Source organism: Burkholderia sp. SRS-W-2-2016, from assembly GCF_001931485.1.
Taxonomy (GTDB): Bacteria; Pseudomonadota; Gammaproteobacteria; order Burkholderiales; family Burkholderiaceae; genus Paraburkholderia.
The window spans coordinates 1-12387 of record NZ_MSDV01000010.1 but is presented as its reverse complement, the minus strand read 5'-3'; the positions used below and the strand labels follow the sequence as shown (position 1 = coordinate 12387).

The 12387-nt window shown below is 68.0% G+C and carries 8 protein-coding genes; 4 read left to right on the top strand and 4 right to left on the bottom strand.

Annotation, left to right across the window (positions count from 1 at the left end):
- Positions 1–273 precede the first annotated feature (273 nt).
- Positions 274–435 (top strand): hypothetical protein, encoded by a 162-nt coding sequence (locus BTH42_RS35330; RefSeq protein WP_178392106.1) that lies wholly within the window; start codon positions 274–276, stop codon positions 433–435.
- On the opposite strand, the gene BTH42_RS02805 is transcribed toward BTH42_RS35330, so the two are convergent.
- From BTH42_RS02805 to hrcA, 3 genes are all read right to left on the bottom strand, one after another.
- Complete coding sequence (locus tag BTH42_RS02805; RefSeq protein ID WP_075295552.1) at positions 407–814, bottom strand: RNA-binding S4 domain-containing protein; 408 nt, start codon at positions 812–814, stop codon at positions 407–409. The genes BTH42_RS35330 and BTH42_RS02805 overlap by 29 nt on opposite strands.
- A 7-nt stretch (positions 815–821) precedes the next feature.
- Complete coding sequence (gene hemH, locus BTH42_RS02800) at positions 822–1892, bottom strand: ferrochelatase (RefSeq protein ID WP_075295550.1); 1071 nt, start codon at positions 1890–1892, stop codon at positions 822–824.
- A gap of 178 nt (positions 1893–2070) precedes the next feature.
- Positions 2071–3090: a heat-inducible transcriptional repressor HrcA gene (gene hrcA / locus BTH42_RS02795; RefSeq protein ID WP_075295614.1), complete on the bottom strand. Its 1020-nt coding sequence runs from the start codon at positions 3088–3090 to the stop codon at positions 2071–2073.
- A 278-nt stretch (positions 3091–3368) separates the two neighbouring features.
- On the opposite strand from hrcA, the gene BTH42_RS02790 reads away from it, so the two are divergent.
- Complete coding sequence (locus tag BTH42_RS02790) at positions 3369–4271, top strand: NAD kinase (protein ID WP_075295548.1); 903 nt, start codon at positions 3369–3371, stop codon at positions 4269–4271.
- A 64-nt stretch (positions 4272–4335) separates the two neighbouring features.
- Positions 4336–6003 carry a DNA repair protein RecN gene (gene recN / locus BTH42_RS02785; RefSeq protein ID WP_075295546.1) on the top strand — a complete coding sequence of 556 codons (1668 nt, stop codon included), beginning with the start codon at positions 4336–4338 and terminating at the stop codon, positions 6001–6003.
- Positions 6004–6124: 121 nt separating this feature from the next.
- Here the strand turns inward: recN and glnE are convergent, their stop codons facing one another.
- Positions 6125–8920: a bifunctional [glutamate--ammonia ligase]-adenylyl-L-tyrosine phosphorylase/[glutamate--ammonia-ligase] adenylyltransferase gene (gene glnE, locus BTH42_RS02780; protein WP_075295544.1), complete on the bottom strand. Its 2796-nt coding sequence runs from the start codon at positions 8918–8920 to the stop codon at positions 6125–6127.
- A gap of 314 nt (positions 8921–9234) precedes the next feature.
- Between glnE and BTH42_RS02775 the strand changes: the two genes are divergently transcribed.
- Positions 9235–12387, top strand: a 3153-nt coding sequence (locus tag BTH42_RS02775) for a YhdP family protein (protein ID WP_075295612.1), incomplete at its 3' end; no start/stop codon positions are given.

Genomic DNA, 12387 nt, shown 5'->3' with positions numbered 1-12387 from the left:
CCGCATATCAGGCCCGCAGATGGGGCCGGGAAGAACCGTTTCAAGCGGCTCAGGGGGTTCTTTTCGCACCACCGGCGTGCAGGCGAAACGCGCCGTAACACTGATTAACGTAGTGCGATCAGATAGACATTGAGTGCCGGCGGTAAGTGGCCTATGCTCCATTCATGCAGCGGAAAAGCCACGTTAACCCTAATCTGACGTACACCTTTCCGATAGCTGTCAGTTGTACCGATTCAGCCCGTTTCAGCCATCAATCGTCCCAAGGGGAGTACCGTGAAACTGACCTTTGCAATCGGGGTGGTCGCCCTGGTACTCGTCGGCGGCACCACGACCATCTGCATGTCCGGCGCGGTCAACGACCGCACTACCGAATACGGTAGCGCTCGCGCCACGATGGAACAGTTTTTCAATCCCCACCTGAAAATCTGTCGATAGTGCGCCGGTCGCGCTTGGTCGGCCGCCCGTGCAATCCGGCGGCCGGCTCGTGATAGGTCTTGCGGCGCTCCTGCTCGGCCTGCCGCTTCAGCCTGCTCTCTTCGCTCTCTACATAAAGCGTTTGCGCGACGCTCGCGGGCCCGCGCACGTCGCACACGCCGAGCACTTGCACCTGCCACACGTAGCGCTCGATCTCGATCTCGACCAGATCGCCGACCCGCACGTCCTTCGCGGGCTTCACGGCCGCGCCGCCGATCCGAACCCGCCCCTTCTCGACCGCGTCCGCGGCAAGCGAACGGGTCTTGAAGAAGCGCGCGGCCCACAGCCATTTATCGATGCGCAGCTTCGCGCCTGGCTCGGTTGATATGCGGTAATTCATCTGCGTATCAAGCTCCTGCGGTATGCGGCACCGGCACCGCCTGCGCGGGCCAGCCCTGCAGATGCTGAGCAACGATCTCGCCCAGCGCGGCGATCCATGCCTGCGACGCGTTCAGGCAGGCAATCCGGTGAAACTCCTTGCCGCCCGCGTGCAGAAACTCGTCGCGCACCTCCATGCCGATTTCCTCGATCGTTTCGAGGCAGTCGGCGGTAAAGCCCGGGCAGAACACGTCGGCGCGCCGCACGCCGGCCGCGCCGAGTTCTTTCAACGTCGGCGCGGTGTACGGCTGCAGCCATTCGGCCTTGCCGAAGCGCGACTGGAATGTGATGCGGCACTCGACCGGCGTCAGCCCGAGCGCCTGCATCAGCAACGCGCCGGTCTGCTGGCACTGCTCGTGGTAGGGATCGCCGAGATCGAGCGTGCGCTTGGGCACGCCGTGAAAACTGAGCACCAGTTTGTCGCCGGCCGCGAAGTCGGGCTGGCCATGCTGATGCCAGTAGTGACGGACCTGCGCGGCCAGCGCCGCGATATACGCCGGGTGGTCCGCGTACTGGCGCACCGTGCGGATTTCCGGCTGGTTGCGCATGCGCCGCAGCGCGGCGAACGCGTCGTCGAATGCGGTCGCGGTGGTCGACGCGGAATATTGCGGATACATCGGCACCAGCAGCACACGCTCGGCGCCCGCGAGCTTCAGCTGGTTCAGCATCGCCGGAATGCCGGGCGTGCCGTAGCGCATCGCGTAGTCGACCAGCACCGTGTAGTCGTTCAGTTGCAGCAGATGGCGCAAGCCCTCCACCTGCTTTTCCGTATGCACACGCAGCGGCGAGCCCTCGGGCATCCACACCGCCGCGTACTTCTTCGCCGAACTGCGGCCGCGAAACGGCAGGATCAGCAGACGCAGAATCAGTTGCCACAGCAGCGCCGGAATTTCGACCACGCGCGGATCGGACAGAAACTGCGCGAGATAGCGGCGCACCGCGCGCGGCGTCGGCGCGTCGGGCGTGCCGAGGTTGATCAGCAACACGGCGACGCGATGCGACGCAGCGTTCTGGGAGGGCCGCTCGAGGTCGAAGCGCATAGGCAGCAGGGTTCGCCGCTTCACGCGGCAAGTCGATTCAATGGAGATTCATTATAGCGGCGCGAGTTGTGCCCGACGCCGCCACCGGGCCCTGGCCGTTCGGCCGATTGGCAGCCCGCGCGCGCTCACGCATGATGACCGGCATGGGCAGCGCGGACCGGGGGTGGAGATGACTGGACTATTGCTGGCTGAGCGTCATGGACAGCAGCCGCGCGGTGATATCGACGATCGGAATCACGCGGTTGTAGGCCATCCGGGTCGGCCCGATCACGCCGAGCGTGCCGACGATCTGGCCGTTCACCTCGTACGGCGCGGTGACCACGCTCATTTCCTCGATCGGCACCAGGTTCGATTCGCCGCCGATGAAGATCTGCACGCCGGCCGCGTGACTCGACACGTCGAGCAATTGCAGCAGGCTGGTCTTCTGGTCGAACACGTCGAACAGCTTGCGCAGGCGCGCCATGTCCGACGACAGATCGGCGACTTCGAGCAGGTTGCGCTCGCCGGAGATCAGCACGGTCTCGCCGGTGTCGGATTCGTCGGTACTGGCGGTGACCGCCGCGTGCATCAGCGAGGTCATGTCGCCGCGCAGCTCGTCGATTTCCTCGCGCAGGCGGCGGCGCACTTCGTCGAACGAGAGGCCCGCGAAATGCGCATTGATGTAATTGGAGGCTTCGACCAGTTGCGACGGCGAGAAGTCGCGCTGCGTCGCGAGGATGCGGTTCTGCACGTCGCCCTCGGGCGTCACGATGATCAGCAGGATGCGCTTGTCGGACAGGCGCATGAACTCGATCTGCTTGAACACGTGGCTGCGGCGCGGCGTCAGCACGACGCCGGCGAATTGCGACAGGTTGGACAGCACGCTCGCCGCGGCGGCGACGATCTTCTGCGGCTCGCCCGCCTGCAAGGTGGTCTTGACGGCGCGCATCACCGCTTCTTCGTCGGCGGCGGACTCGACCGTCAGCATCGTGTCGACGAACAGCCGGTAGCCGCGCGGCGTCGGAATACGTCCGGCCGACGTATGCGGACTGATCACGAGCCCCAGATCCTCGAGGTCGGACATCACGTTGCGAATCGTGGCCGGGCTCAGTTCGAGGCCCGAATAACGTGACAGCGTGCGCGAGCCGACCGGCTGACCTTCGGCGATGTAACGCTCAATCAGCGTTTTGAGGAGGGTTTGTGCGCGAGGATCTAGCATGACGAAAAATTTTAGCTCAAGGTCGCGGCTGCCGCGAGCGCTGGCGGCGCTCATCCCCGACCGATGCGCGGCGCCTGGCCGGTGCGTGGCGGGACGGCGCGGCGGCGACCCAGCCCACCTACCGCCCTCTGCCAGGCCGCGCGTCGAGTCGCACGCATGTCATCAGGTGTTCACCATTCTAACGATAATCACGGCATGCGCAGATGCCCCATGCGTACCGGCCCCTACCGGGTTGGTCTGCGGTTCTTTTCAGGCCCTACCTATGGTGTAATGCCGGCATGCAAGTGACCAGCCAGTTCAAGACCGTCGCGCTCGTCGGACGCGCCAATACGCCAGGCATCGGCGAGCCGCTGACCGCGCTCGCCGCGTGCATCGCGAAGCTCGGCCTCGAAGTCGTGTTCGAAGCGGACACCGCCGCTGAGATCGGCGTGACCGACTACCCGGCGCTGCGTCCCGCCGAGATCGGCGCGCGCGCCGACGTCGCGGTCGTACTCGGCGGCGACGGCACGATGCTAGGTATCGGCCGCCAGCTGGCGCCATACCGCACGCCGCTGATCGGCATCAACCACGGTCGGCTCGGCTTCATCACGGACATCCCGATCTCCGACATGCGCGAGATCGTGCCGCAAATGCTGTCCGGCAATTTCGAACGCGAAGAGCGCATGCTGCTCGAAGCGCGCATCATGCGCGGCGGCTCGCCGATCTATCACGCGCTCGCTTTCAACGACGTGGTGGTCAACCGCAGCGGCTTCTCGGGCATGGCGGAGCTGCGCGTATCGGTGGACGGGCGCTTCATGTACAACCAGCGCTCCGACGGCCTGATCGTCGCGACGCCGACCGGCTCGACCGCGTACGCGCTGTCGTCGCAGGGGCCGATCCTGCATCCGCAATTGCAGGGCATCGTGCTCGTGCCGATCGCGCCGCATGCGCTGTCCAACCGGCCGATCGTGCTGCCGGACGAATCCAAGGTCAGCATCCAGATCGTGTCCGGGCGCGAAGTGAACGTGAATTTCGACATGCAGTCGTTCACGTCGCTGGAACTCGGCGACACGATCGAGGTGCGCCGCTCGCGTCACACGGTGCAGATGCTGCATCCGGTCGGCTACAGCTATTACGCGACGCTGCGCAAGAAGCTGCACTGGCACGAGTACCCGTCGCACGAAGAAGACCCGCGGCCGTAAGCGGCGTCCCCCCTGGCGCGGCGCCGCGGCCGCCTCCCGAATCCCAGTTCATCCGACGACTTCCATGCTTCGCCACCTCTCGATACGCGACTTCGTCATCGTCGCCGCGCTCGATCTCGAATTCGACAGCGGCTTTTCCGTTTTCTCGGGCGAAACCGGCGCCGGCAAGTCGATCCTGATCGACGCGCTGGCACTCGCGCTCGGCGCCCGCGCCGATGCGAGCGTAGTGCGCACCGGCGAGAGCCGCGCCGACATCACCGCCGAGTTCGAAACGCACGAGCAGGTCGACGCGTGGCTCGACGCGCAGGCGCTCAGCGCCGCCGCCGACGACCAGCACGGCGGCACCGTGATGCTGCGCCGGGTTGTGGACGGCAATGGCCGCTCGCGCGCGTTCATCAACGGCACCGCGGCGACGCTCGCGCAACTGCGCGAGGTCGGCGAAATGCTGGTGGATATTCACGGCCAGCACGCGCACCAGTTGCTGATGCGCCCGGACGCGCAGCGCGAACTGTTCGACACCCACGCGGGTCTGTCCGATCTGTCCGCCCTGGTGACGCGCGGATGGCGTGCGTGGCGCGACAAGGTCCAGGCGGTCGAGCACGCGCAGACCCGCGACCGCGAACTGCAACTCGAACGCGAGCGTCTCGCGTGGCAGCTCACCGAACTCGACAAGCTCGCGCCGCAGCCGGGCGAATGGGAAGAGGTCAACGCGGAGCATCATCGGCTGTCGCATTCGGCGAATCTGATCGACGGCGTGCAGGGCGCGCTCGCCGCGCTGTCCGAATCCGACGAAGCGATGATCACGCATCTCGGCTCGATCGTCTCGAAGGTGCGCGATCTCGCCGAGATCGACCCGGCGCTGAACGACGTGCTCGCCGCGCTCGAACCCGCCGAAATCCAGTTGCAGGAAGCCGCGTACTCGCTGAGCCATTACGCGCAGAAACTCGAACTCGATCCGCAGCGGCTCGCGCAGGTCGAAAAGCGCGTCGACGCGCTGCATTCGGCCGCCCGCAAATTCCGCCTGCAACCCGCAACGCTGCCCGAAGAACACCAGGCGCGGCGTGAGCAACTGGCCGCGCTCGACGCCGCCGCCGACCTCGACGCGCTGCGCGCCGCCGAAGCGCAAGCGAAGGAAGCGTTCATCGCCGAGGCGAAAAAGCTCTCGAAGGCGCGCGCGAAAGCGGGCAAGGCGCTCGGCGACGCGGTGACGACCGGCATGCAGGAACTGTCGATGAAAGGCGGCAGCTTCGAAGTCGCGCTGGTGCCGCTGCCCGAAGGCGGCGCGCACGGGCTCGAACAGATCGAGTTCCGCGTCGCCGGTCACGCCGGCGTGCCGCTGCGGCCGCTCGCGAAGGTCGCGTCGGGCGGCGAACTCGCGCGGATCAGTCTCGCGCTCGCGGTGATCGCGAGCGCCGCGAGCCCGACCCCGACTTTGATTTTCGACGAAGTGGACACCGGCATCGGCGGCGGCGTCGCCGAAGTGGTCGGGCGATTGCTGCATCAGCTCGGCGAAGCGCGTCAGGTGCTATGCGTGACGCACCTGCCGCAGGTCGCCGCGCGCGGCGATCATCACTTCCAGGTCGCCAAGGCGAGCAACGGCAAGGGCGGCACGATCAGCAACGTGACCTCGCTCGACAAGGCGAGCCGCATCGAAGAAGTCGCGCGGATGCTCGGCGGTCTGGAAATCACCGCGACCACGCGCAAGCACGCGAAGGAAATGCTGGCGGCGTAAGCGCTGCCGCGCGACGCTCGCACCGTTTCCGCGAACCCGGCAACGAGCGTCGCCTGAAAGCAAAATGGCCGGGATCGTGCATCGATCCCGGCCATCTCAGCCAGCGCGGCGCGTTGGGCAACTAACCAAACACCCGCTTCCACAACCCCAACACCGCGTCGCGCTCGGTACTCACCAGTGCCGGATCGACCCGCGCCTTCTCCATCCCGTCGAGCCGCAGCGTGTGCTGCAGCTTGCGATAACGCCGATACGCGGCGCCGACCGTCTCCGCCTCCGCCTCGCTCATCAGCCCGAAACGCGACACCTCGCGCAGCAACGCGATATTGCCGGTATTGCGGATCAGCTCCGGGTCGCGCGCCGCATGCAGCAGCACCCAGTACTGCACGGTGAATTCGATATCGACCATCCCGCCGCGATCGTGCTTCAGGTCGAACAGCTCGGACGTATGGTTCGGATGCCCGGCCTCGACCCGCTCACGCATCTCGACGATCTCCTTCGCGAGCGGCGCCGCTTCGCGCGGCGTGGTCAGCACCTGCTCGCGGATCGCCTCGAATTTCGCGCCGATCTCGGCGTCGCCCGCGCAGTAACGCGCGCGGGTCAGCGCCTGATGCTCCCAGACCCACGCGGTGTTCGCGGCGTCGCCCTCGCGCAGCTGGTAGCGGCGGAACGCGTCGAGATCGGTGACGAGCAGCCCCGACTCGCCGTTCGGCCGCAGCCGCAGATCGATGTCGAACAGCGTGCCGGCGCCGGTCGCGGTGGTCAGCCACGTGATCAGACGGCGCGTGTAGGTCGCGTAGACGTCGGCGGCGGCATCGTCCGGGTCGTCGTACAGGAAGATCAGGTCGAGGTCGGACGCGTAACCGAGCTCCTTGCCGCCGAGCTTGCCGTACGCGATCACCGCGAACCGCGGGGTGTCGCGATGGCGCTTCGCGAGTTGCTTCCAGACCGCTTCGAGCGCGACGTCGAGCACCGCGTCGGCCAGCTCCGAGAGCCGGTCGCTCACGTGTTCGACCGACAGCTTGCCGGCCAGATCGATCAACAGGATGCGGAACACCTCGGCCTGGTGCGCGTGGCGCAGCAGGTCCATCTGCTGCTCGACGCCGTCGGCGGCCGCGAGCCGCAGGCGCAGCGTGCGCTTGAACTCGGGCCAGTCGAACGGGCTGTTGATCGCCTCGCCGTCAAGCAGTTCGTCGAGCAGTTGCGGATGGCGGATCAGATAGCCGGCCGCCCAGCGCGAGCCGCCCAGCACCGACAGCACCTGATGCAACGCCTGCGGATACTCGGTCAGCAGCGCCAGATACGCGCCGCGCCGGCTCACCGCTTCGAGCAGATCGAAAAAGCGCGCGACAGTATTGCCGCGCCGCGCGGCCGGCTCCAGCGTGCGCGCGGCTTCGAGCGCGCGCTGCGCGACGATGTCGAAGCGTTGCCGGCTGCGCTCATTGAGCCCCGTATAGCGCGACGAGCGCCAGATCGCCTGCAATCGCGCGAGCAATTCGCCCGGCTCGGCCACGCCCAGTTCGACGAGGCGCGCGCGCAGCGCGTCGTCGGCGCTGTCGTCGGCCAGCGCGCTGCTCCACACCCACGCGGCCGCGCCGTCCTCGGGCGCCGCGCAGCCGTCGCGGCCGCCCACCTTGTCGGCGAAGATCTGGTCGAACTGCTGTTCGACGAACTCGCGATGCGCGTCGAGCTTCGTCATCAGCGCCGCGTAGCCGTCGCAGCCCATCGTGCGCGCGAGCGCCGCGCGGTCTTCGGGGTCGACCGGCATCGCGTGCGTCTGCGCGTCGTTGCGGTACTGCAAACGATGTTCGAGCTCGCGCAAAAACCGGTACGCGTGCGACAGCCGCTCGCACACCTCCGGGTCCAGCAGCCCATGCGCGGCCGCGTGGCGCAGCACCGCGAGCGTCGGGCGCACCCGGAAGCCGGCGTCCTGGCCGCCGCGGATCAGCTGAAACACCTGCGCGCTGAATTCGATTTCGCGGATGCCGCCGCGCCCGAGCTTGATGTCGTCGGCCTTGTCGGGCCGCATCGACGCGCGGCGCTGCGCCTCCTGGCGAATCTGCAGATGCAGCGCGCGAATCGCGCTGATCACGCCGAAGTCCAGATAGCGCCGGTAGACGAACGGCGTGACGATCGCGTCGAGCTGCTTCTGCAGCCGCTGCGCCGACGCGCTCTCGCCCTCCGACACGAGCCGCCCCTTGATCCACGCATAGCGTTCCCACTCGCGGCCCTGCACGTAGAAATACTCTTCGAGCATGCCGAGGCTGCACACCAGCGGCCCGGAATCGCCGTTCGGCCGCAGGCGCATATCGACGCGAAACACGTAGCCGTCGGCAGTCACTTCGGCGAGCGCGCCGATCAGCCGTTTGCCGAGCCGCGTGAAGTACTCCTGAGTCGCGAGCGGCGAACGCTGGCCGCCGGCGGTCTCGCCGTCGTCCTCGTAGACGAAGATCAGATCGATATCCGACGACACGTTCAGCTCGCGCCCGCCGAGCTTGCCCATCCCGACCACGCCCAGCGTCAGCCGTTCGCCCTGCGGCCCGCGCGGCTCGCCGTAGAGCGCTTCGAGGTCGGCGCTCAGCACCGCGAGCGCGCGCTGGATCGTGGTTTCCGCCAGATCGGTCATCGCGCCGGTGACTTCGGCGATGTCCGCCTGGCCGGCGAGATCGCGCTCCATCACCGCGCAGAACACCTCGGTGCGCAACTGGCGCAGCGCGCGCTTGAGCGCGTCCTCGTTCAACGGCGCGCCGGACGCGCCGGCGGCCGCCGCGCACAGCGCGTCCAGACGCGCATCGATGCGTTCGCGGGTAAGCGATTCCGCGGCGAGCGCGCTGACGTTCTCCGCCAGTTGCGGGCGGGCCGCGGCGGCGCGCGCGGCGTAGTGGGAATAGCTGGAACTCAGGAGAATGGCGTCAGTCATCAAGAATCTGGCTCGCTCGTTGCTTGTTAGTGTCGTCCGGGGAGGTCCCGGGCGGCGGCGGATGTCGTGAGTGTGTCGTTTTGTTGCGTGATGCGCCTACTCATTGGCGCAGCTTTTCTCACGCCGCCCTGTATCCCGACCGGCACGGGTCCGGCAACACGCCGGCGAACGCGCCGGGCAGCCCGGCCGGAACCCCGGCGGGAGGCCGCGAGGCCGCGTGCGGACAGGGTTTGCAGGAGGTCCGCCGACGCTTTGCCGTGTGTTACATTTCGTCGTTAATTTCGGAAAACTACCATACGCCCTGCCGCCGCCGCATGTCCGAGCGAAACGAATCCGCCGACCCGCCCGAACACGAGCAGGTCCGGCCTGTGAGCGGAACTGACCACGTCGTGCTGCGCCGCATCCTGCGCGTGGTCCTGACGCTCGCGCTCGTCCTGTATTTCCTCGCGACGGCAATGTTCCTCGGCTTGCGCTACGGCGTGCTGCCGCGCGTCGACACATTCCGCCCGCGCATCGAAGCGGCGGTCTCCGAAAAACTGCGCACCCAGTTCACGATCGGCCGGCTGGCGCCGCACTGGAGCGGCTTCCAGCCGGGCCTCGACATCACCAACCTCGTGATCCGCGATCACGACGGCCACCCCGCCCTGACCATCCCGCACGCGACCGCGACCGTGTCGTGGCGCTCGCTCTGGCAGTTCCAGCCGGCGTTGTCGAGTCTGATCGTCGATCAGCCGGACGTGCTGGTGTCGCGCGGCGAGGACGGCGTGCTGGCGGTGGCCGGCGTGCCGGTGCCGACCCGTCACAGCGGCAACGACACGTTGTCCACCTGGCTGCTGCGCCAGCAGGCGATCGTCGTGCGCGGCGGCGTGCTGCGCTGGCGCGACGCGACCCGCGATGTGCCCGAGATCGCGTTGCGCGACATCCGCATCGCGATTCTCAACGACGGCCACGATCACCGGATGGCGCTGCAGGCGCCGCCCGACGGCAAGGTGCTGCACGGGCCGCTCGATTTCCGCACGCAGTTCCGCCACGCGCCGCTGTCGGCGATCGGCAAACCGATCAACTGGACGGGCCAGGCGTACGTGTCGACCGGCCCGGTCGATCTGCCGGCGCTCGCGCGCTACATCAGCTTCCCGATCGAGACCTTCGCCGGCAGCATCGACAACGCGATCTGGATCGACTTCAGCGAAGGCCGGATGACCAGCGCGAACGGCCGGCTGAACGGCAACGACGTCGCGCTGCGGGTGCGACCGACCCAGCCGAAGCTGCTGTTGCCGGTCGCCCATTTCCTGTGGCGGGTCGAAGCAAATCAGGGCGACTTCCGGCTGCAACTGTCGGACTTGCGCGCCGAACTCGGCCAGCCGCCGCTCGAAGACGGCACACCGCTCACCCGCACGCTGCAGTTCCAGACGCTGGACGGCCGCTACCGGACCGCGACGCAGCAGCATGGGCAACTGCTCGGCGTCACCGGCGACCGCGTCGACCTGGGCATCCTCGCCGAATTCAGCCGCGCGCTGCCGCTGCCGCGGCGGTTCCTGAACCAGCTGGTGCGGATCAATCCGCGCGGACTGGTCTCCAACTATGTCATCGAGGTCGAACGCGGCAAGCCGGAGTCCGGCGAGGTCGGCAGCGACCGCCGGCCGACCGGCGCGGAGCCGATCGAGCGTTATCGCTTCAAGGGCGATCTGCAGGGCATCAGCTTCGCCGCGCAGGAGCCGGGGCCGGGCCTCACGCCGCGCGGCCATCCGCGCGCGGGCATTCCCGGCATCGAAAATCTGTGGGGCAACGTCGATGCCGACGAAAAAGGCGGTCGCGCGCTGCTCGACACGTCGAAGGTGGCCCTGACGCTGCCGGGCGTGTTCGACGACCCGCGGCTGCTGATCGACCGGCTGTACGCCCGCGCCGAGTGGACCATGCTGCCGAAGGATACGGACTCGACCCGGCCGGCGTTCGCGCTGAAGCTGACCGACGTCAAGGTGTCGAACCCGGACGTCGACGCGACCGCCACCGCGAACTACAGCAACCCCGGCCACGGGCGCGGCTCGCTGGATCTGAAGGCGGACTTCCAGCGCGCCCAGGTCACCCGCATCGCCCGCTATCTGCCGACCGCGGTCAGCGAAAAACTGCGCATCTATCTGGGGCACGGGTTGCAGGCGGGCGTCTCGCGCGGCGGCACGATCGAGGTGCACGGCGACCTGACCAAGTTCCCGTACTCGCGCGACCCGGGCGCCGGCATCTTCCAGATCGTCGCGCCGTTCACCGGCGGCAGGTTCGACCCGACGCCCTACCCGCCGCGCAATATGCGCAACGGCACGCCGAACGTATGGCCGGCGTTCGACGGCATCGACGGCGTGTTCGAACTGAAACAGAACGTGCTGCGCTTCGATATCGAGCGCGGCCGCTACAAGCGCTTCGCGGTGACCAGCGTGAACGGGCGGATCGACGATCTCGGCACCAAGGCGTCGAATCTCGTCATTCGCGGCAACGGCCGCGGCCCGCTCGCCGACATGCTCGACTACGTGAACGGCAGCTCGCTCGGCATCATGGCGCGCCGCCAGACCGAGAAGATTCGCGCCGAAGGCCCGGCGTCGCTCGCGCTCAGGCTGACCATTCCGCGCACGCCGAAGCCGCATATCGGCGTGGAAGGCACGCTCGGCTTCCAGAACAACCGGCTGAGCGCGAACCACGTGCCGCCGCTGTCGCAGCTGACCGGACGGGTGCGCTTCACCGAGCGCACGGCCGAGGCCGAGCGGCTGTCAGGGCAGTTCATGGGCGGCGACGTGCACGCGAACGGCGGTCTGCGCCAGGACGGCACCTATGCGCTCGCGCTCGACGGCCACATCGCCGTCGACGCCGCGCGCGGCCTCGGTCTGCATGGCCCGGCCGCGCAGGTGCTCACGCATATGAGCGGCAGCGCGCCTTATGAGCTGAACGTCAGCGGCGCGAAGGGGAGCCTGCCGCAGGTCAGCGCGAACTCCGATCTGAGCGGCCTCGCGCTCGACTTTCCGGCGCCGTTCAACAAGCCGGCCGGCACGCCGATGCCGCTGCATTTCGCGGTGAAGCCGTCGAGCGAGGCCGGCGAGAGCGGACTCGAGCGCGCCGATCTGACGTTAGGGCCGGTCGCCGCCGCGTATCTGCTGCGCTATCAGCCGCGGGTGCAGCCGGGCCAGCCGCCGACGGTCGTGCGCGGCGCGATCGGCGTGAACCGCCCGGCCGATCTGCCGTCCGAAGGCGTGGTCGCCGCGGTCGACGTGAAGGAATTCGACGCCGATGCGTGGCGTTTGCTCGCCGCGCAGTTGCGCGGCGGGGGCGTCGCTGCGACTGGCGCTGCTGGCGCCGGCGGAGCGAGCGGTGCGGGCGGTGCGGGCGGTGCCGGCAGCGGTGGCGCCACCAGCAACACCAGCGCCACCAGCAACACCAGCACCGCCGGCGCGGCGAGCACCACCACCGCGGCCAGCCCCCAGGCG